General features: G+C 60.0%; 20 protein-coding genes and 4 pseudogenes. 13 read left to right on the forward strand and 11 right to left on the reverse strand.

Annotation, left to right across the window (positions count from 1 at the left end):
* Positions 1-27: 27 nt before the first annotated feature.
* Complete coding sequence (locus NPS47_RS23595) at positions 28-654, reverse strand: LysE family translocator (RefSeq protein WP_274297155.1); 627 nt, start codon at positions 652-654, stop codon at positions 28-30.
* Positions 655-834: 180 nt separating this feature from the next.
* Positions 835-1533: a metallophosphoesterase gene (locus NPS47_RS23600; protein WP_274297156.1), complete on the reverse strand. Its 699-nt coding sequence runs from the start codon at positions 1531-1533 to the stop codon at positions 835-837.
* A gap of 77 nt (positions 1534-1610) precedes the next feature.
* On the opposite strand from NPS47_RS23600, the gene NPS47_RS23605 reads away from it, so the two are divergent.
* Complete coding sequence (locus NPS47_RS23605; protein ID WP_274297157.1) at positions 1611-2129, forward strand: DUF3016 domain-containing protein; 519 nt, start codon at positions 1611-1613, stop codon at positions 2127-2129.
* Between the two features lie 57 nt (positions 2130-2186).
* Complete coding sequence (locus NPS47_RS23610) at positions 2187-2471, forward strand: hypothetical protein (RefSeq protein ID WP_274297158.1); 285 nt, start codon at positions 2187-2189, stop codon at positions 2469-2471.
* Positions 2472-2511: 40 nt separating this feature from the next.
* Here the strand turns inward: NPS47_RS23610 and NPS47_RS25880 are convergent.
* From NPS47_RS25880 to NPS47_RS23625, 4 genes and pseudogenes are all read right to left on the reverse strand, one after another.
* Positions 2512-3519, reverse strand: a pseudogene (locus NPS47_RS25880) (methyl-accepting chemotaxis protein); the annotation flags it as partial.
* Positions 3520-3606: 87 nt separating this feature from the next.
* Positions 3607-4137 (reverse strand): annotated as a pseudogene (locus tag NPS47_RS25885) (MCP four helix bundle domain-containing protein); the annotation flags it as partial.
* 124 nt (positions 4138-4261) lie between these two features.
* Entirely contained in the window at positions 4262-7087 is a 2826-nt protein-coding gene (locus NPS47_RS23620) for an amino acid adenylation domain-containing protein (protein WP_274297160.1), read from the reverse strand.
* A 167-nt stretch (positions 7088-7254) separates the two neighbouring features.
* A complete protein-coding gene (locus NPS47_RS23625; protein WP_274297161.1) occupies positions 7255-7455 on the reverse strand; it encodes a hypothetical protein in 201 nt (66 codons plus the stop codon).
* A 385-nt stretch (positions 7456-7840) separates the two neighbouring features.
* Between NPS47_RS23625 and NPS47_RS23630 the strand changes: the two genes are divergently transcribed.
* From NPS47_RS23630 to NPS47_RS23635, 3 genes are read left to right on the forward strand one after another with little or no spacing between them, the layout of a single operon-like run.
* Positions 7841-8308, forward strand: coding sequence for a hemerythrin domain-containing protein (locus tag NPS47_RS23630; RefSeq protein ID WP_274297162.1), 468 nt, complete (start codon positions 7841-7843; stop codon positions 8306-8308).
* 22 nt (positions 8309-8330) lie between these two features.
* Positions 8331-8462 (forward strand): DUF5334 family protein, encoded by a 132-nt coding sequence (locus NPS47_RS25890; protein ID WP_425313550.1) that lies wholly within the window; start codon positions 8331-8333, stop codon positions 8460-8462.
* A gap of 2 nt (positions 8463-8464) precedes the next feature.
* Positions 8465-8761, forward strand: a complete 297-nt coding sequence (locus NPS47_RS23635) for a hypothetical protein (protein WP_274297163.1) — start codon at positions 8465-8467, stop codon at positions 8759-8761.
* Between the two features lie 9 nt (positions 8762-8770).
* Here the strand turns inward: NPS47_RS23635 and NPS47_RS23640 are convergent, their stop codons facing one another.
* Positions 8771-9100, reverse strand: coding sequence for a hypothetical protein (locus NPS47_RS23640; RefSeq protein WP_274297164.1), 330 nt, complete (start codon positions 9098-9100; stop codon positions 8771-8773).
* 754 nt (positions 9101-9854) lie between these two features.
* On the opposite strand from NPS47_RS23640, the gene NPS47_RS23645 reads away from it, so the two are divergent.
* The 4 genes and pseudogenes from NPS47_RS23645 (at position 9855) to NPS47_RS23660 (ending at position 14169) form a co-directional block, all read left to right on the forward strand.
* Positions 9855-10160: a hypothetical protein gene (locus tag NPS47_RS23645; protein ID WP_274297165.1), complete on the forward strand. Its 306-nt coding sequence runs from the start codon at positions 9855-9857 to the stop codon at positions 10158-10160.
* A 561-nt stretch (positions 10161-10721) separates the two neighbouring features.
* Positions 10722-11220 (forward strand): annotated as a pseudogene (locus NPS47_RS23650) (site-specific integrase); the annotation flags it as partial.
* Between the two features lie 20 nt (positions 11221-11240).
* Positions 11241-12827: an ABC-F family ATPase gene (locus tag NPS47_RS23655; protein ID WP_274297166.1), complete on the forward strand. Its 1587-nt coding sequence runs from the start codon at positions 11241-11243 to the stop codon at positions 12825-12827.
* A 151-nt stretch (positions 12828-12978) separates the two neighbouring features.
* A complete protein-coding gene (locus tag NPS47_RS23660) occupies positions 12979-14169 on the forward strand; it encodes an MFS transporter (RefSeq protein WP_274297167.1) in 1191 nt (396 codons plus the stop codon).
* Here the strand turns inward: NPS47_RS23660 and NPS47_RS23665 are convergent.
* Together NPS47_RS23665 and NPS47_RS23670 are read right to left on the reverse strand one after the other, a co-directional pair.
* Complete coding sequence (locus NPS47_RS23665; RefSeq protein ID WP_425313549.1) at positions 14163-15194, reverse strand: alpha/beta hydrolase family protein; 1032 nt, start codon at positions 15192-15194, stop codon at positions 14163-14165. The genes NPS47_RS23660 and NPS47_RS23665 overlap by 7 nt on opposite strands.
* A 141-nt stretch (positions 15195-15335) precedes the next feature.
* Positions 15336-15947, reverse strand: coding sequence for an FMN-dependent NADH-azoreductase (locus tag NPS47_RS23670; RefSeq protein ID WP_274297168.1), 612 nt, complete (start codon positions 15945-15947; stop codon positions 15336-15338).
* Positions 15948-16075: 128 nt separating this feature from the next.
* On the opposite strand from NPS47_RS23670, the gene NPS47_RS23675 reads away from it, so the two are divergent.
* Together NPS47_RS23675 and NPS47_RS23680 are read left to right on the forward strand one after the other, a co-directional pair.
* Positions 16076-16984, forward strand: a complete 909-nt coding sequence (locus tag NPS47_RS23675) for a LysR substrate-binding domain-containing protein (protein WP_274297169.1) — start codon at positions 16076-16078, stop codon at positions 16982-16984.
* Positions 16977-17336 (forward strand): MmcQ/YjbR family DNA-binding protein, encoded by a 360-nt coding sequence (locus NPS47_RS23680; RefSeq protein ID WP_274297170.1) that lies wholly within the window; start codon positions 16977-16979, stop codon positions 17334-17336. Before NPS47_RS23675 ends, NPS47_RS23680 begins: the two co-directional genes overlap by 8 nt.
* On the opposite strand, the gene NPS47_RS23685 is transcribed toward NPS47_RS23680, so the two are convergent.
* Positions 17329-17775 (reverse strand): DUF1294 domain-containing protein, encoded by a 447-nt coding sequence (locus NPS47_RS23685; RefSeq protein ID WP_274297171.1) that lies wholly within the window; start codon positions 17773-17775, stop codon positions 17329-17331. The genes NPS47_RS23680 and NPS47_RS23685 overlap by 8 nt on opposite strands.
* Positions 17776-17779: 4 nt before the next feature.
* A complete protein-coding gene (locus tag NPS47_RS23690) occupies positions 17780-18610 on the reverse strand; it encodes an undecaprenyl-diphosphate phosphatase (protein ID WP_274297172.1) in 831 nt (276 codons plus the stop codon).
* Positions 18611-19000: 390 nt separating this feature from the next.
* Between NPS47_RS23690 and NPS47_RS25895 the strand changes: the two are divergent.
* Positions 19001-19687, forward strand: a pseudogene (locus tag NPS47_RS25895) (cache domain-containing protein); the annotation flags it as partial.
* A 123-nt stretch (positions 19688-19810) separates the two neighbouring features.
* Positions 19811-20545, forward strand: a complete 735-nt coding sequence (locus NPS47_RS25900) for a methyl-accepting chemotaxis protein (RefSeq protein WP_425313551.1) — start codon at positions 19811-19813, stop codon at positions 20543-20545.
* Positions 20546-20600: the final 55 nt, after the last annotated feature.

A 20600-nucleotide genomic window follows, 5' to 3' on the forward strand; every position in this document is an offset into this window, starting at 1 on the left:
CTTTCTCTATAAGCAAAAACCGCCCGACTAGGCCCGGCGCGCCACCAACAGACCGAGCCCGGCGCAACCGAGCAGCGTCGCACTGACCCGGTTGAACAAGCGCCGCGGCCCTGGCTGGTTGAACCAGCGCTGCAGGTAGGCGCCAAGCCAGGCGTAGATTGCGATGGCCAGCCACTCCAGCAACAGGAACAGGCCACCAAGCCAGGCGAACTGCTCGGTGGTGGAAACCGGGCTGTTCAGGTTGATGAACTGCGGCAGGAAAGCGGTGAAGATCAATATCGCTTTGGGATTGCCCGCAGCCACCAGAAATTCCTGGCGCGCCAGGCGCAAGGTACCTGCCTGGCGCTCGGTACTGACGCTCGCAGTTGCCACCGGAGCCCGCCACAGTTGCCAGGCGATGTAGAACAGATAGGCGGCGCCGAACACCTTGATGGTCAGGAACAGGTACTCGCTGGTATGCAGCACCACTGCCAGCCCCATGGCCGCCAGCACGATCATCCCGGCAAACGCCAGCAGGCGCCCGACCCCGGCCACGCAGGCCATGCGCAGGCCGTAGCGGCTGGCATTGTTCAGCGACAACAGGTTGTTCGGCCCCGGCGCCATGTTCAGCGCAAAACAGGCAGGCACGAACAGTGCGAGTAAAGAAAGGTCCATCGGGGTTCTCCGGCAGCTTGGACCGGCAGATTCGGGTCAGAAGCCCTCAAGCGTCAAGGTACAGTTGGGCAAAAAAACTGTGCTTTACCGCCAACAGGCGCTGAGGATTGAGGTTTTCGCGTTCGTTGCCATGGCTTGAAAGGGTGTCAGGCATAGTGCTGATTGCCCTGGCGTTGGGCGTCATTCTGCATCTGCTGTGGCGTTGACCAGGGTGAGCGTGTCCAGCGCCAACAGACTGAAATGGCCACGGGACCAGCCGCCAGTGTCGATATGCCAGATATTGCCCAGCACCCGCATTGCATGCAGCGGGGTGTGACCGACGATCAACGCACGCAGGCCGGTAATCGGCCGCTCATCATCCACTTGCAACCGACGCCGCGACCACTGGCAATAATCCTGAAGCTCAATCGAAGGCTGCGCCTGCAATTGCTCGCACAGTTCGGACCAGCTGGCACAAGGGCAATCGGCGTGCAGCAGACCGACCGGCCCGGCAGACGTCTCGACCTGCAGCGCCAAAGGCATGCGCGCAAAGCGCTCGGCGAAACGCGCCTGCTCGCTGGCGGGCAGATCAAGAAACCAGCCACCGCCCGCTGCCCGGTACTGGCCGTAATCCAGCCAGCCACCGCTCACATGCGTCACCGCCAGCGCCTCGTGGTTGCCCTGCACCGCATGGAACCATGGCTGCTCCAGCCAGTGCAGCGCCTGCGGGCACTCCGGGCCGCGGTCCACCAGGTCACCGACGCTGAACAAGCGATCCACGGCGGGATCGAAACCGATGGCCGCCAGCTGTGTCTGCAGGCGCTGGAAATGACCGTGAATATCACCCACGGCATAATCGCGTCCGCGCTCGTTGATGGCAAACCGCTCAACCCTGCTCACGCTGTTCTCTCCTCACCCGCCAGCCTTGGCAGGGGTACAATAAAAGCTGTGCAGACAGCTGCACCTGGAGGTGAATCATGCGCCCTGCCCTGACCTTTGTCGTCCTCAGCCTGCTGGCTTCGAGCAGCCTGGCGCAAACGCCACCGGCCGCCTCGGTCGAGGTCAACTACGACAACCCCGAACACTTTCGCGATGCCAGCCTGGACTCCAATGGCTATGAACGCGGTGCCGACGAGCAGGTCATGAAAGAGCTGCGCAGCTATCTGCAGACGCTGGGCAAGCGCTATCTGCCACCCGGCCAGACCCTGCGCATCGACATCCGCGACATCGACCTGGCCGGCCGCTACGAACCCTGGCACGCCCAGGCCTACACGATACGTTTCATGCGCGACATCACCTGGCCCAGTATCGACCTGCACTACGTACTCTCGCAACAAGGTCAGCCGCTAAACCAGGCCGATGCCCACCTGACAGACAAGTTCTACCTGCAGCGTCCAGGCCGCAGCGCCACCAGCGACCGGCTGTATGCGGAGAAAGCCATGCTCGAAGAATGGTTCCGCAAGCAGTTTGCCGTACAACGCCAGACCGCCTCCTGAACTTGTCGGCTCGCCTGGCAGTCTGAACCTGTGTGAACTATGCAGAGGAATACTCCAATGGTCACTCACTACAAGGTCGCCGGCCACCTGGCTTGCGGCCACCATGGCAATAACCTGATTTCGACCCGCGAACTCAATCGCGTCAAGTGCCGCAGCTGCCGCAACACCGACGCCTACAAGGAAGCCCGGCGCGAGCAACGCAACGCCGCCCGCCGCGCTGCGCGCAAGGCCAGGACCCAGCCTGCCGCCAACGACTGGCGCAGTGCCTGGATCGAACGCCTGACCGCCCTGCCCGGATTGCAGCGCCTGCCGCGGGGCTTTCACGACCAGGCCTTCGTCTGACCCCGGCGGCATAAACAGCTTGCGCCGAGCCATGCTGAAGTCAGGTCCTGAACTTCGACACCATTGCATTGAGCTCCACAGCCAGGCGTGAAAGGTCCTGGCTGGCGGCGCTGGTCTGATTGGCACCGGCCGACGTCTGGGTCGACAGGTCGCGTATGTTCACCAGGTTGCGATCCACTTCCCGGGCGACCTGGGCCTGCTCTTCGGAGGCCGAGGCGATCACCAGGTTGCGCTCGTTGATCGAGGAAATCGAGCTGGCGATCACTTCCAGTGCGTCACCCGCAGCCTGGGCCACCTGCAAGGTATTGTTGGCGCGGTTCTGGCTGCTGTGTATGGCACCGACCGCACGCTCCGAGCCGGACTGGATACCGCCGATCATCTGGCCGATTTCCTTGGTCGACGCCTGGGTCCGATGGGCCAGGGCGCGCACTTCATCGGCAACCACCGCAAAACCACGTCCGGCGTCGCCGGCACGGGCCGCTTCGATGGCAGCGTTCAGGGCCAGCAGGTTGGTTTGATCGGCAATGGCACCGATCACATCGAGCACCTGGCCAATCTCGTTGACCTGGCTGGCCAGTTGCTCGATTTCTTCCGAGGTGACCGTCACATCGCCGGCCAGCAGGCGGATCGACTCCAGCGCCTGCCTGACCTGATCACGCCCCTGCAGGGTGGTCTGGTCGGCCACCTGGGAGGCATCGGCGGTGCTCGAGGCGTTGCTCGCCACCTCTTCAACAGCGACCGTCATCTGGTTCACTGCCGTCGCCGCCTGATCGATCTCGGCGCTCTGCTGGTGCAGGCCACGGCTGGTGTCTTCGGTCACCGCGTGCAGTTCTTCCGAGGCCGAGGCCAACTGGTCAGACGCGCTGGATATCTGCCGGATCGTGTCGCGCAAGCTGTGCTGCATCGTGCGCAGCGAAGTCAGAAGCATCGCCGGTTCGTCGTTGCCGGTAACAGGGATTTCCTGGGTCAGCTCACCCGCGGCTACGCGCTTGGCCACCTCCACCGCCTCAGCCATGGGCGCGACGATGCTGCGGGTCAACAGAATGGCAATGATCGTCATCAGCAGCAGAATGATCACCAGCGCACTCACCACTACCGTCACCGCCTCAGTGAACGCCTCGCTGCTGTGCCGCGCGGCAGCATAGGCGCCCTCTGAGTTGTAGCGGATCAGCGCCGTCAGCGCGTTGAGCATCGTATCGGCATGTTCGGCAAGCGGGCCGTTGACCAGGCGATCGGCCTCTTCCAGCTTCTCGCTTGCTACCGCAGCGACGATCTGCGCCTGCAGCGCGGAGTAGCGTTGGTACTGAGCGAAGAAATGCTCAAAGAGTTCGCGGTCCTGCGCCAGCGTGATGGTCTTTTCGTAGGCACTCAGCTGATCAGGCAGCGTCTTGTTGACTGCTGCCAGCAGATCGAGGGTGCGCTGGCGTACACTGGAATCATTGCGCAACACGCTGCGCAAGGTGAGCGCTCGCGCCCTGCCCAGGCTGGTACCCACATCACCAAGGGCAATGATCGCCGGCAGCCAGTCTTCGCGGATGCCATCGGTGGCGGCGTCCATCTGCCGGGCCTGAAACAGCGCGACCATTGCCATGATCACGACCAGCACCGCCAGAAACAGGAATGTGCATCCCGCGCGCATGCCTATCTTCATGTTTCGCAACTGCATGACTTACTCCCTAACAAGGTCCATAACGGCTAGATGCCGCAAGTGATATCATTATGACATCACTTGGGTCTATTCAGATGGATGCAAGTCATGCAAGATCACCGTCCCAGGCGAGCGCTCCCCGTTACGCAACAGGCTCAAGCGCATCCGCCGCGCGCTTCCTCCTGCTCCAGCGCATCAAGACGATCTGAACCACCTTGTTCCAGCAGTAGGCCACCGCGACGCCGCCGACGATGGCAAGCACCACCGCGAGCGCCGGCTGATCGCTGATGCGCCGGGCCACAGAGTGAAATTGAAAATGCGTCAGGTAGATGTACAGGGTTGACGAGGCGATCACTGCGCCGCCCCGCGCGATCATGCCAGGCACGGGAACCGACCGCAGCCAGATCAGCGCGAGAACCGCTGGCAGGGCGATATCGATGTGTTTTCTCAGCATGAATTCGTCCCAGCCAAGTTCCGCGACGGTCATCAGCTCCAGCCCGCCGACAATCAGAACAGCCATGGCACTGGCGCCCCACTTCTGCGCCGTGGTGTCGGCGTAGTGAACGGCCATGCCGAGTACCATCACCGCCAGGTAGTGCTGTGGCACCCGGTTGTACAACGGCGCGGCGTCGAATACGAACAGCTTGAGCAGCGCATCCGTCGCCAGCAGTGCGCATGCGGCGACGACCAGACAACGAAACGGATCGACGCTGATTATTGTGCGCACACGCCTGAACGACAGGACGAGCCCGATGATCAGGATCATCTGCACCAGCACTTCGATGTACCAATAGTGAAAAATGCCGACACGATCGGTCGGAAACCAGTTGGAAATCAGCAACAGCGATTGCCAGCGCAGCTTGTCGAACAGCAGCTGAATCAAAACGGTGTACAGAACGGTCGGCACCGCGATGCTGGCAACGGATTTGAGCAGCATGCGGGCGTCACCGCGCTCTTCGATGGCCTTGAACTGAAACCGTGCCAGGCTGATGCCGGAGATCAGGAACAGCACCGTCGTCTCGCCGCTGATCAGCCAGTTGGAAAACACATGCAGATGCCCGACGACAATCAGGATGATCGAGGCCACCCGCAGGAACACCGGCATTTCCATCGCCCGCAGTGACCACTTCGAGGGCCTGGCTTGGCTGGCCAACTCGGCGAATTCCCGTACCGGGGTGACTTCCCAACGATCCGGCAGATGGCCGATCAGCTCTTCCAGGACCATTGACGCCTGGACAAAGGACAGCGAGTCCCCTCCCAGTTCGACGAAGCTAAGGTTGGCATCGACATCCGGCACCTGGAGAATCTGCGCCCAGGCCTCGGTCAGTTTCAGGGTAAACGGCGACAGGTCCTGACGGGCACTGGCGGCGGTTGCAGCCGCATGGTCGAACGGTGCAGGCAACGCCCGCTTGTCGATCTTGCCGTTGGGTGTTAGCGGAATGGAGTCGAGGAAAACGAACAGCGCCGGGACCATATAGTCCGGTAGCTCGCTGGCGAGGGCCTCACGCAATTGAGCCGCAGACACCGGCTGCTCTGCCACACAATAGGCGACCAGCCTTACCATCGCGCTGTCATGGTTGGCCAGCACCACGCATTGCTTGATCTGTGCATGGCGGACGATAGCGTTTTCGATTTCAGCCAGTTCGATGCGGTGGCTGCGAATCTTCACCTGACTGTCAGCACGCCCCAGAAAGTTGACACTGCCATCGGCAAGGTAGGTGCCAAGGTCGCCGGTGCGGTAACAGATGTCGTTCGCGGCACCGGTAAACGGGTTGACCACGAATTTTTCCCCGGTCAGCGCCGCATCCCCCCAGTAGCCTAGCGACAGATAAGGGCTGCGGATCAGGATTTCCCCGACTTCACCTGCACTGACCAGTTGATTGGCGTCGTTCACGATCAGCAGTTGCGCGCCGTCAATGCCCTTGCCCAGCGGGATTCTGGCGTTGTCGGCGTGCTCATCGACTTGATGGAAGGCCATCGCCTGCGGGGTTTCCGTAGTGCCGTAGAAGTTGACGCTGATGGCATCGGGAGCAATCGCGCGCATCTGCTGGTACAGCGTCTGGCTGAGTGCATCGCCGCCCCAGAACAGATAGCGCAGGTGATTGAATGCCTGTGCGTTCATCCGCGCACCGGTTTCAATCAATTTGCCCAGCGGCGGCGTGAGGTGAATGACCGAGACTGCATGGCGCTGTATCCACGTCGCCAGGGCCGAAGGGTTGGTCAGGGTCGCCTGGGTCGGACAGATGATTTTCGCGCCAATCGACAGCGGCGTGAACACATCCCGGTACACCGGATCATGCCCCAGCCCGGAAAGCAGGGAAAAACTGTCGTCGCGGGTAAATCCATGACGACTGACATGCCATTCGATGAAATGCACCAGTGGCGCGTGATGGGTGACGATCCCCTTGGGTTCGCCGGTGCTGCCTGAAGTGAAGGTGATATAGGCCGGGTGGCCGGGGTTGATTTCAGGCAGCAGCGCTTGCTCACAGGCAAATTGCTGCAGCGCTTGCTCAGGCGCTTGCGCCACCCTGACGACCTGCGGTGCCGCATGGCTTGCACCCGGCGCCGGGTGCGCGAGATTGAACGCGTCCCTGGCATCCCCGCACAGCAATACAAAGGCCGGTTCAAGCGTGGCGATGATCTGGCTGACACGGGCAGGCGGATAGGCGACGTCGGCAATGGTGAAGGTCAATCCGGCGCGCAACACGCCGAGCATGGCATACACCAGCCCCGCACAGCGGCTTGAGACAATCACCACCCGCTCGGATCGGCTGGCACCGCTTGCGATCAGTAGCGCCGCGATACCCCGGCTGATCTGTTCAAGCTGACGATAGCTGCAGGTAACGTCCTGACCAATGATGGCCGTTGCATCAGGCGAGCACCTTGCCTGGTGCAGAAAGTCGTGAAATATCGGGCGCTCGGCACGATAGTCCAGGCTCAGCGTCGGAATGGGGCGCAGATCCGGCATGTTTTTGTTTGCTCCGCAGGGTCGGTACGTGGCTAACAGCGAAACCCGTTCGTCCGGCTATGGTTGCCGTCGGATGATAGGTGAACGCTAGTGCACGCTGGCCGCGGGCGCCAATGCTGCGGTCCGTTTGCGAGAACACGCAGCACTGGATTTGCCAGATAAGCTGATTACTTGAGCTGCAACCGAAGGTTGTTCAAGTGCTCAAGCGCAGCCTCTTTCTCCTCGTTGCTGGCCGGGCCCTCGCTGCCCATGATTGAGGAATAGGCATCCTCGTAGACCTTCGCCACAATCTGGGCGCTCTCGGACCGCTTCAGGAAAGCCATTAGAAGGTGTTCTACTGCATCGACTTGCGCTTGATTCAAGCTCACAACCACCTCCTGGGCCCGGCCCTATGCCGGTAACCCGTAATACTCCATTGGCGCAAAAAATTCCATTCGAGCGTCATTTCGCGCTGAACACCAAGGCAGCGCCGCGCGGGTACGAAGCGACAAGATCGCGGGTGATTCCGGACAAGTTGCCGCTCCCTGCGTCCAGGTTACAACACGCCAGATCAAGCAGATTGCAACGCAGTGATGCATTGTTCGGGTGGTCTGCACGACTCAGGCCGCGACCGCAGACCGCTATCTCCCTGATTTGCATCGACAAATACAGATCAGCTGGACGGCACAGATAGTGCGTGAGTAACAGGGTTGTTCATGCAGCATCGGCACTTGTTTCGATGCGCGACGACCTTATCACCCAGAGGAAATGAAGATGAACGCTATCGATCTGCTGAAGGACGACCATGCGCGCGTGAAATCCATCCTAAGCGAGCTGACTGACTCGACAGAGCGCGGAATCAAAAAGCGCACGCAACTACTGGCGAAACTTGAGATGGAAATAACCATCCACACACAGCTTGAAGAAAAGATCCTCTACCCTGCGTTCAAGGCAGCGGGAGGCAAGGAGCAAGACGTACTGTACTTCGAGGCAAAGGAAGAGCACCGCACTGTAGACGCCTTGGTCCTGCCAGATCTGAAAAAGACCGACCCGGGCACTCTAGAGTTTTCAGGTCGAGTGAAGGTCGTGAAAGAACTTCTCGAGCATCACATCGAGGAGGAGGAAAAGGAGATGTTCCCTCAGGCCAGGAAGCTGCTCGGGAAAGCAAAACTTGAGGACCTCGGTGCGCAAATGGAAACAATGCAGGCAACGCTCAAAAAAACCATGGCGGCAGCGGCTTGATCTTTATCGATGACCGCTCGAAATTAACAATGACGGAGGAAAGGCTCTATCGGGGGATGTTGAGCCGATCTGCAATTACGGCTCTACTGTAGAAATGGAGGTTTACGCCCCCGATAATGGTGAGTACAGAACCTTTGAAATGGACGACGACTGATCATGCTCAGAATCAAAACCACCGGAGTTCCAGTAGCACTTCTCATTACCCTACTTGCTGGCTGCACCACGCAGCTGACGAATGAAGGCGCGAAGGTGAGCCTTGTCACTGCACCTAAAGCCGCTGGCTGCGATGTGATTCATGAGTTCAAGGCCCAGGGTTCTTCTGCAGATGACGCTCTGAACATTGCGCTCAACCAAACAGCCAAGATAGGAGGTAATGGTTTGGGTGTTGAATCCGTCAACGAGGTCGATGGGGATTCCGAGATCAACGGCGTCGCCCTCAAATGTCGGCGGTGAGTGGAGAAATCAATCCAAGCAATCTCTTGCCACCTGTCGTAGCTTATCGCTCGACAGAAAGCTTCCTTTGTAAAACGTCGCCCGACTGCCGTCTTGATATTCGACGACTTCCAAGACCTCGTCAGATGCCACTGCGCTGGGCGCTATTAACCGATAGCCGTGGCTGATTGATTTCTGCGTAGAGAGCGGCGCCAGCGCTTGCCACCTAGGCAGTACGCAATCCGCGTACTCCTCAGGTGTTTTACTCGTCAGCTTACTGCCCGTAGGATTTCCAGGCGATGCACAACCAGCAAGATTCGCGACTAACAACGAACAAACCAGAATCCGAAAAATAGGCATGGCGGTTAACCTGTGTGAACTAAGCCGACGTTACCAATCAACATCAGTAGGCCCCCATCAACGAAGTAGCCCTTCTCTTTATAGCAAGCCGTGACTTTTCAGCGCAGCTACTTACGCAAAATGCAGCTGACTGGCCGCTCATCTACCTGGGGCGGCATGCCGCCAACAGGGGATAAAGGCAATCGCTCCACCACCTCTGACGCGGCACGGCCTTTAGACTCGTTGTATCGGTAGAGCCCATCCATCGCCTGCCGCATCAGCGGCTCACCAGCGGCGATTTTCGTCCAGGTCATCCAGGACTCAGCTCCCTGTTAATGGGTCAGGGCAGCATAGGTCGCCTCGCACACAGTACCAACCGTGTGAATTTGGTCGACAGCTTGCGTGAGGAAATAGCGGAACCTTGCTGTTAACACAGTGCATCTCTTATAAAAAATAGAGGCTCCTAAAAAGTATCGCCACCCTTAAGTTTATCGCGAAATAAAGGAGATTTCGCTCGACGCACCACCCCCATTAAAGTGAAAAGTTAAACTTCTCCGCCTCATCGAATAAGAAATAAATTGTAACAAAGACCTCTTGAAATATTCTAATCACCAAGAACCCAACATTTACTGGCCAAGAATGAGAAACTTTGCCTTTTATAGCTGGATGGAAACCCAGTTCATTAAAGCCCCACCCAATGGTAACGTATGCTTTCGCAATGCTCAGCACCAGAAACAACATGAGCAAACTTGTTGGTTGAATAAAGGATTAACGAATGACTATCGAGCGAGAGATTTTCTCGGCCCTCATCGCGCAGAACGCATTTCAAGGCGAAAAACCGAGCGTACAAAGCTACGCCCAGCTAGCCGTCGACAAGGGATTTAGAGCGCTTTCGTCAAGGCAACAGGCAGTGGTAAGCCCCTACCTGCAAAAAAAATGCGAGGGTATGAAAAAACCAAATGAAAAACATAACAACTGCCAAAATATTATAGGCGGTCGTGAATTGCTTACGGCTCTTGAGAAATCCGAGCATTACAAAGGGTGGCGCTGTGAGAGCTGCCGAAGTGCATCTGAAAAATAATAAATGGATCCAAAGAGAGCGATAACCTAAAAACCCACAAAAACAACCAGAAAAACCACTATTGCTCTCGCTACTCCTGAACGTTATTGCAGCAGGCCACCACAGGCCTGCTCGCAGGCCGTTCTTTTCTTTAGGCCCTGATCTATAGCCCCCATCAAATCGCCGCTCACTCGTCACACACTTGAGCACTTCGAAAAATTTTTGCACGAGGCAGCCAAATCCGTCTGCGTGTCTAATTTTTTAAGGAGAAAACAGTGCCCATATATCAAATAGCACTGCTGGTTGTTTTCGCTGTCGCCACACTCTGGTGGGGCTACCGAATGGATAAGAAGAACCGTCAAAAAGAGTTGGCCGCAAAAAGACAAAGCGACACCCGAGCCTCCTAGGGTCGCTGGCAGACATCCCTGATATACGTCCGCGCCGCCCTCAAGGCTGCTTGGTCGGCGATGAGGTTTCTCTGTAAATCGAGAACAGCTTGTCCAGTTTCTCGACGTGTTGGCGATCTTCTCCGGCTGTCGCGCACAGGCGGACGCAGACTCCGCGATGAACCGGCCGGGCGAGGAACGCGGCAACAAGATCATCACCAGGCTATACGACCACCCGCACTGGCCCGGCCAGATCTATGCGGCTTTCTTCGAATTCGTATTTTTCACTGGTGTGCACCTGTCAGAGGGCCTTGCGTGCGCTCGAATTTGCCAAGGACCATGCCGAGCGAAGCAGGAAAGGAAAGGGGCGGGTTACGGAATCACCGTTCATTTTTCCGCCATCAAAGAATGCTGAGCTCGTCCAACAGACCTCAGACCTCCATCACCAATGGCGTCCGGTACTGAAAGAACTGAGGATTCGTTACCGCCCGCCATACAACTGTCGCCACACCTATGCGACAATATGCTCAATGTCTGGCCTCAACCCCGCATTTATCTCCCAACAGCTCGGCCACAGCGTGCAAATGCTGCTGTCGACGTATGCGCGTTGGATTAACTCAAGCTCCGACTGGAGCGAGCTGGAAAAGCTGCAAATTGGTATCAAATCGGTATCAGCCGCAATGCCAGCGACGTAAGCTATTGATAGGTAAGCCCTTTGATCTCCACCGCTAACATCACCATGCAGTTCGGCGCCAAGCCGTTGTTCGAGAACGTCTCGGTCAAGTTCAACAACGGCAACCGCTACGGCCTGATCGGCGCCAACGGCTGCGGCAAGTCGACCTTCATGAAAATCCTCGGCGACGACCTGGAGCCTTCCGCCGGCCAGGTCATGCTCGAGCCGAATGTGCGCCTGGGTAAACTGCGCCAGGATCAGTTCGCCTACGAAGAATTTACCGTGATCGACACCGTGATCATGGGCCACGAGGAGCTGTGGCGGGTCAAGGCCGAGCGCGACCGTATCTACTCGCTGCCGGAAATGACCGAAGAAGACGGCATGGCCGTTGCCGAACTGGAAACCGAGTTCGCCGAAATGGACGGTTACACCGCCGAATCCCGTGCCGGTGAATTGCTGCTGGGCCTGGGTATTCCACTGGAACAGCATTTCGGTCCGATGACCGAAGTGGCCCCGGGCTGGAAGCTGCGTGTGCTGCTGGCCCAGGCGCTGTTCTCCGATCCGGAAGTGCTGCTGCTCGACGAACCGACCAACCACCTGGACATCAACACCATCCGCTGGCTGGAAAGCATTCTCACGGCGCGTAACAGCACCATGATCATCATTTCCCACGACCGTCACTTCCTCAACAGCGTGTGCACCCACATGGCTGACCTGGACTACGGCGAGCTGCGTCTGTTCCCGGGCAACTACGACGAGTACATGACCGCTGCGACCCAGTCGCGCGAGCAACTGCTGTCGGACAACGCCAAGAAGAAAGCCCAGATCGCCGAGCTGCAGACCTTCGTCAGCCGCTTCTCGGCCAACGCCTCGAAAGCCAAGCAAGCGACCTCGCGGGCCAAGCAGATCGACAAGATCCAGCTGGCCGAAGTCAAGCCATCGAGCCGGGTCAGCCCGTTCATCCGCTTCGAGCAGACCAAAAAGCTGCACCGTCAGGCGGTGACCATCGAGAAGCTGTCCAAAGGCTTCGAAGGCAAGACCCTGTTCCAGAACTTCAGCTTTACCGTCGAAGCCGGCGAGCGCGTGGCGATCATCGGCCCTAACGGTATCGGTAAAACCACCCTGCTGCGCACCCTGGTCGGTGAGCTGAGCCCGGATGCCGGTGCGGTCAAGTGGACCGAAAGCGCTGAGCTGGGCTACTACGCCCAGGACCACGCTCACGACTTCGAAGAGGACGTCAGCCTGTTCGACTGGATGGGTCAGTGGACCCAGGGCGAGCAGATGATCCGTGGCACCCTGGGGCGCATGCTGTTCTCCAACGACGAGATCCTCAAGTCGGTCAAGGTGATTTCCGGTGGTGAGCAAGGCCGTATGCTGTTCGGCAAGCTGATCCTGCAAAAGCCGAACGTGCTGATCATGGACGAACCGACCAACCACCTGGACATGGAATCGATCGAGGCGCTGAACCTGGCGCTGGAGAACTACCCGGGTACGCTGGTCTTCGTCAGCCACGACCGTGAGTTCGTGTCGTCGCTGGCCACGCGCATCATCGAGCTGAGCCCGAGCGGTGTGGTGGACTTCAGCGGCACCTACGATGACTACCTGCGTAGTCAGGGTGTAGTGGTTTAAAGCTATCGCGGGGCAAGCCCGCTCCCACAGGTTGAACACTGTGGGAGCGGGCTTGCCCCGCGAAGCCTGGAAAATTCGTTAGCCTGCTTCCTTTTATCCTCGCCGCCAGCGATCATGGGCCCTCTCCCACCGCCCGCCAGCGAACGAGCAAATGTCTGCGTCAACACCGGCTCCTGCCAGTACCCTCTCGATCACCCTGCAGATCCTTGCGATCGTCTTCTATACCTTTATTGCCTTCCTCTGCATCGGCCTGCCGATCGCGGTGTTGCCGGGTTATGTCCATGACCAGCTGAGCTTCAGCGCCGTCATCGCCGGTCTGACCATCGGTTTGCAGTACCTGGCCACTTTGCTCAGCCGCCCGTTTGCCGGACGTGTGACCGACAGTAAAGGCACCCGACAAGCCATCATCTACGGCTTGCTCGGCATTGCCGTCAGCGGCGTGCTGACCTTCGCTTCGGCACTGGCGGTCAATGTACCCCTGCTGAGTCTCCTGGCCTTGCTCGCCGGGCGCCTGTTTCTGGGGATCGCCCAGGGCCTGATCGGTGTCGCGACCTTGAGCTGGGGCATCGGCGCGGTTGGCGCTGAACACACTGCCCGGGTGATTTCCTGGAATGGCATTGCCTCTTACGGCGCCATTGCCATCGGCGCGCCGCTGGGCGTGTTGCTGGTGGACCAGGTCAACTTTGCCACCCTCGGCCTGATGCTGACGCTGCTGGCTGCACTGGCTTTGCTGGTGATCCGCAACAAGCCGTCAATGCCGGTGGTGCGCGGCGAACGCCTGCCGTTCTGGGCCGCATTCGGCCGCGTCGCTCCCTGCGGCGTGGGCCTGACCCTGGCGTCAATCGGCTACGGTACGCTGACCACCTTTGTCACCCTGTTCTACCTGGAGCAAGGCTGGTACGGCGCGGCCTGGTGCCTGAGCGCCTTTGGCCTGTGCTTTATCCTGTCGCGGTTGTTGTTCGTCAATGCGGTCAATCGCTTCGGCGGCTATCAGGTAGCAATGGTCTGCATGAGCACCGAAGCCCTGGGCCTGACCTTGCTGTGGCTGGCGCCCAGCCCGTCGTTGGCACTGGTCGGAGCCGGGCTGACCGGCTTTGGGCTGTCGCTGGTATACCCGGCACTGGGCGTGGAAGCCATCAAGCAAGTGCCGGTGGCCAGCCGCGGTGCGGGCCTGGGTGCTTATGCAGTGTTCTTCGACCTGGCCCTGGCGATCGCCGGCCCACTGATGGGCGCGGTGGCCTTGCACCTGGGCTATGCCTGGATTTTCTGCATCGCCGCCCTGCTGTCGCTGGCCGGTGTCGGCCTGACGCTGGTGCTGTCACGGCGTGCCCGCCGTTACTGATCGGCAGTGTTGAGGCCCACCCGGCCGGCTCGCTCCAGGGTGCGGCTGAAAAAGTGCGCGGCTTCAGCCTGCAATGACAAGTGAATCCCTTCACGGTCGACGCCGTCGGGGTCATCGCACAGCGCCGCCATGTGTTCACGCTGCTCCTCATCGCACGGCGCCATGAAGACGAAATGCCCGGCCCCGGCCAACAACCGGTAGTTGGGTGTCACCGGAAGTTTGCGTGCCAGCGCCTGGGCGTTCTTGTCGATGGCCAGGAGCTGGTCTTTGTCGCCGCTGTAGATCAACGCAGGCACCTTCACCTGGGCCAGGGCATGACGGCCGAACATCAGGCTCAACGGCGCCATCAGCAGTAAGGCATGGATACGCGGGTCGGCCTCGGCGCCAAGGTCAGCACGGTCGGCGATCAGCACTCCTTTGGTCTTGCAGGCATCAGCGTCCAGCGGCCGCTCCAGGCAATAGCGGCGCAGACGCTCAAGATCGGGTTGCGCACCGGACAGTATCAAGGCGGTTTCACCCCCCGCCGAGTAACCGATCATGCCCACCTGTTCGCCACTGACGTAGGGTGCCAGCAAGGGATCGGCAAGGCTTGCGGTGATCGCAGCACTGATTTGCAGCGGCCGCCCATACAGGTTGCTCAAGGTGCCCAGGCGACTGTGATCATGGGCGTTGTCGCCCGGATGGGTGACCGCCACCACTACAAACCCGCGACGCGCCAGCGCACTGGCCAGGTCATGCAAGGCCAGCGGCGAACCGGTATTGCCATGCGACAACATCAACAATGGGTAGCGGCCAATGGCAATCGGCGCTCCTTCGTTGCCTTCAACCCGATAGCCGTCAATGCGGCTGATGCGCTCGGGGCCGCTGGAAGGATAGAACGCCAGTGCATGCATCGGGCGCCCATCCAGCGGGTCGGCGAAGACCAGATGGTGCAAGCCGACACTCCAGTGTTGCGCCGGCTCAGCCTGCGCCAGGCCTGCAATGCCAAGCCAGCACAGCATCCACAACACCGCGAATCTGCCCATCTGCTTTCACCCTGCCCGGCGGGTCAACTGCCAGGTACCGATCAAGCATAGAGTGAGGCATGACGGCGCGGATGAAAGCTCAATGAAAAAACCGACAGCAGACGCAGCCTGCTGTCGGTTTGGGTCACGCGCCGGTGCTGATCAAGCAGCGACGAACAGCTCGTTGCTGATCTGTGCCTGGGCAGCGCTCAGGGCATTGGCGCGATGCTCTTCGCCAAAGGCCAGGCCGTGGGCACGGACGATTTCCAGGTCGGTGACACCGATGAAGCCGAGGAACACCTTGAGGAAGTCTTCGTGACCCGCACCGGTCGGTTGACCCGCGTGCAAACCACCGGCAGTGGACACCAGGATGACCTTCTTGTCGCCGCACAGACCTTCGGGACCGGCTTCGGTATAGCGGAAGGTCTGGCCGGCTACCGCAACGCGGTCGATCCAGGCCTTGAGCTGGGTCGGAACGGTGAAGTTGTACATAGGCGCAGCGATCACCACCGCGTCGGCGGCCAGAAACTCCTGCAAGGTTTCGCTGCTCAGCTGGGCTTCATGTTGCTGTGCGGCGTCACGCAGTGCTTCCGGGGTTCCGGCGGCAACCAGGGTAGCGGCAGAGAAATGGCTGATGGCGTCGGCAGCCAGATCACGGTAGACCACTTCCAGGGACGGATCGGCGGCTTTCCAGGCATCGACCACGCTGCGGCTCAGCTGACGGGAGGCGGAATTGTCGCCCAGAATGCTCGAATCGATATGCAACAGTTTCATGGGACTCTCCTGATTGAAGACCGCATCTGGGCGATCACGATGGGGAGAATCCTACCGGGAAGGCGAATAGCTGATAAGTCAGCAAAAATGCGTTAGTTTGTCCTACTGACAGGACAATGGTGATTGCCATGCAAGACCTCAACGACCTCTTCTACTTCGCCCGCGTGGTCGAAGCCGGTGGTTTTGCCGCCGCCGGACGCGTGCTCGGGATCCCCAAATCGCGGCTGTCGCGGCGTATCGCCGAACTTGAAGAACGCTTGGGCACTCGCCTGCTGCAGCGCACCACGCGCCAGCTCAAGTTGACGGCGGTGGGCGAGCGCTACCTGCGTCATTGCCAGGCCATGCTGCTGGAAGCGGAAATGGCCGACGAGGCGGTTGCCAGCATGACCAGCGAACCCCGAGGCCGCCTGCGGGTGTCGTGTCCGGTGGGTCTGGCGCACTCGCTGTTACCGCAGGTGATCAGCGAATTTCTCGAGCAGTACCCGCAGGTGCAACTGGACATGGTCCTGCTCAATCGCCGCGTCGACCTGATTACCGAAGGCATCGACGTGGCGTTGCGTGTGCGCGATCTGGGCGATGAAGACCCGGCCCTGGTCACCCGGCGCCTGCGCCAGGCGCAGATGTACCTGGTGGCAGCCCCGGCGTTTGCCGCTCTCCATGCCCCGCTCACCCCCGACGACCTCAGCGGCCTGCCGATGCTCGGTGCCGTGGACGCCGACCGCCTGGTCCACCTGCGCCTGATCGACGAGCGTGGCCATAAACATGAGCTGGCCATGGAAGCGCGCCTGGCCATTGACGACTTTCTCGTGCGCAAGGCGGCAGCGGTTGCCGGTCAGGGTTTCACCGCCCTGCCGATCATGCACTGTGAGGAGGAACTGGCCCGTGGCGAGCTGGTGCGGCTGCTGCCAGACTGGTCACTGCCTGGGGGCTATCTACAAGCGGTCTATCCTCATCGGCGCGGCCTGCTGCCGGCTGTGCGGGTGTGGATCGACCATCTGGTGGCGGCGTTTGCCGACTGTGGGGAGCGTTATGTCTAAGGGCAAAATGAGCGAAGCGCAGGTGGTGGACTTTTGCCTGAGCCTGCCCGGTGCGCGGGAAGACTACAAATGGGGCGGCGTACGGGTGTTCTCGATCGCCGGCAACAAGATGTTCGCAGTACTGGATCTGGCCGGTGCCGGCTTGTCGTTCAAAGTCGACAGCGAGCTGTTCCTTGGCTACGCCGACCGCCCCGGCGTGCGCCCGGCGCCGTACCTGGCGCGGGCTCACTGGATCAGCATGACGCCACCCTACCCGATGGGCCGCGACGAGCTCTGCGACCTGCTGCAGCGCTCCCATCAACTGGTGGTCAGGCGCCTGCCAAAGCGCCTGCAACCGGGCCTGCTTATCTGAGCAGCGGCGCCAGGGCGCTGCCCAGCCAACGGCCACCGAGCAACAGGTGGTCGATCCAGAACAGCTGATGCAGGGCGACAATGGCCCAGAAGCTCAACTGAAACGACAGCTTGCGGGTTTTATGCCGAAAGGCCTGTTGGGCCAGCAGTGCCCCGGGCCAGCCGCCGCACAACTCGCTGGCGTGCAGGACCTTTTCCGGGGTTCGCCAGCCCTGAGTGCGTGCCTGCTGCTTGTCACGCCAATACAGCGCAAAACTCACCAGACTGGCCAGCGGATAAGCCACCGCAGGCAGCCAGGACTGCCCACTGAGCAGCATCTGCAGCGCACCACCCAGCGGCAACAGGCACAGGGCAACGAAAACCAGCAGTTTGCTGCGCGGGTGCTGGACAGCGCCATTGGCGGTACCGGCATGTCGCGCCGAGGGTTGTGAGCGGCTCATTGACTCAACCTTGCGCTGTCGCCCAGTCGACCCAGCCGAACTGCCAGGTCGCCAGGATGATCAGGCCGAAGACAATCCGGTACCAGGCAAACATCGCATAGCTGTGGTTGGCAATGAAACGCAGCAACCCGCGTACAGCGATCATGGCGAAGATGAACGAGACCACGAAGCCAATCGCGAATACCGGAAAGTCGCCAGGCTGGAACAGATCGCGGTACTTGTAGCCCGAATACACCGCTGCACCGACCATGGTCGGCATGGCCAGGAAGAACGAAAATTCGGTCGCAGCTTTGCGTGACAAGCCGAACAGCAGGCCGCCTATGATCGTCGAGCCGGAGCGAGAAGTGCCCGGGATCATCGCCAGGCACTGGACAAAACCGATCTTCAACGCGTCGGACCAACGCATCTCATCAACCTGCTCGACCTTGATCACATGCTGGCGGCGCTCGGCCCACAGCATGATCACCCCGCCCACTACCAGGGCAGCCGCTACCGTGACGGGGTTGAACAGGTAATGGTGAATCAGGTCGGCAAACAGCACTCCCAGGACCACCGCCGGCATAAAGGCGATCAGCAGGTTGGCGGTAAAACGTTGCGCCTGCTGCTCCCTGGGCAGGCCCAGCACCACGTCGAAGATCTTGCGGCGAAACTCCCAGACCACGGCAAGGATAGCGCCCAGCTGAATGATGATGTTGAAGGCCATCGCCCGCTCACCACCGAAGTTGATCAGGTCGGCGACAATGATCTGGTGACCGGTACTGGAAATCGGCAAGAACTCGGTCAAGCCTTCGACAACACCCAAAATGACGGCCTGCAGGCCAGTCCAAAGATCCATTATTCCCCCACGAAGCGATGCCGATGGCATGCCCCCGTTGTAGTTTGCAAAAGCCAGAGCCGATTCGAATGCCCGGTGGTTTTACCGCGACAGTTGGTGGCGCAGTCGACAGAAAAGTTCAGTGACCCTTCAGGAATGTCGCGACCGGGCCGAAATCCTATCAGACCTCTTGTATAAACGCTGCTGGTCGGCGCTACACACCTTGATGGTTCAGGCACTTAGTCCTTGGTCGAGTAGGTGATTGGCAAAAAGCATGCTGGGATGCGCTAGACAATAAAAAGAATCCGGGGTGACCGTTGCATGAAGACTCTACGAAATATGTCGATCAGCCGCCGCTTGTGGCTGATTCTGGTAGTAGCCGTGGTGATGTTGCTGACCTTGGGCCTGCTGATGCTCAGGCAGATCCACGGCGACCTGTATCAGGCCAAGGCCGAAAAAACCCGGCATGTGGTAGAAACCGCCGCGGGCGTACTGGCCTACTATCAAGGCCTGGAGGCGGCGGGCACCCTGCCCCGCGAAGCCGCCCAGCAACAAGCCCTGAGCGCCGTACGCAGCTTGCGCTACGACCAGAACGACTACTTCTGGATCAACGACCTGCGGCCGAGGATGATCATGCATCCGACCAACCCCAAACTCGATGGCCAGGACCTCTCTGCGATCCGTGACCCGGACGGCTTTGCCGTTTTCAACGAAATGGCCGCACTGGCCAAGGCCCGCGGGGCTGGCAGCATCGACTACCGCTGGCCCAAGCCCGGTGCCAGCGAACCGGTCGAGAAAACCTCCTACATCCAGTTGTTCAAGCCTTGGGGCTGGGTGATTGGCTCGGGGATCTATATCGATGACATGCAAAGCGAGTTCATGCGGCAGTTGCGCGACGCCTCGCTGCTGGGGCTTGGCATTGCTGCGGTCATGACCCTGCTGGTGATGCTGATTGCCCGCAGCATCGCGCGCCCCTTGCAGGAAGCGGTGGATGCCATGGCCATGATCGCCAGCGGCGAAAGCGACCTGACCCGTCGGCTGGACACCCATGGCCGCGATGAGGTGACCCAGCTGGGCGGACACTTCAACCGCTTCACCGGCAAGTTGCAGGGGGTGATCGGCCAACTGCAGGGCGCAGCGCATGCCTTGGGGCAATCGGCTGTGGATGTCGGCAGCAACGCCAACCAGGCTCAACAACACAGCGAACAGCAGTCCGCACAGATGGAGCAAGTGGCCACCGCGATCAATGAGGTCACCTATGCCGTGCAGGATGTCGCCAGGAATGCCGAACAGGCCTCCAGCGAAATGCGCGACGCCCAGCACCGCGCCGAACAGGGCCAGCAAAGTATCCATGGCAGCCTGCAGCAGATCGACCAGCTGTCAGGCACCATCGATGAAGCGGTCAGGGTGATCCAGACCCTGGCCAGCCAGAGCACAAAGATTGGCAGCGTCCTGGAAGTGATTCGTTCGATTGCCGAGCAGACCAATCTGCTGGCCCTGAACGCGGCCATCGAGGCAGCCCGGGCCGGCGAACAAGGCCGTGGCTTTGCCGTGGTGGCCGATGAAGTGCGCCTGCTGGCCCAGCGTACCCAGCAGTCGACAGCCGAAATCCAGAGCATGATCGAGCATCTACAGGGGCAGTCGGAGGCGGCGGTCAAGGCGATCGACGCCAGCAGCACGGCTTCACGCCAGACCATCGAACAGGCCAACGAGGCGGGTGTCAGCCTGGATGCCATCAGTCAGGCCCTGCACAACCTCACTGCCCTCAACGCCTCGATAGCCAGTGCCACCCTGCAACAGTCGCATGTGGTTGAAGAGATCAACCGCAGTGTTACCGAAACCGCTGACCTGTCGCGCCAGACGGCAACTGCTGCGCAGCAGTCGAGCAGCGCCGGGGTGGCGTTGAACCAGCTGCGCGAACAACTGGACCGGTTGTTGGGCCAGTTCCGAGTGTAAAGCACCACCGGTGGGAGCGGGCTTGCCCTGCGATGCGATGTCCCTGATCGATCGC

This window comes from Pseudomonas putida (assembly GCF_028682475.1).
In the GTDB taxonomy this organism is placed as follows: Bacteria; Pseudomonadota; Gammaproteobacteria; order Pseudomonadales; family Pseudomonadaceae; genus Aquipseudomonas; species Aquipseudomonas putida_AG.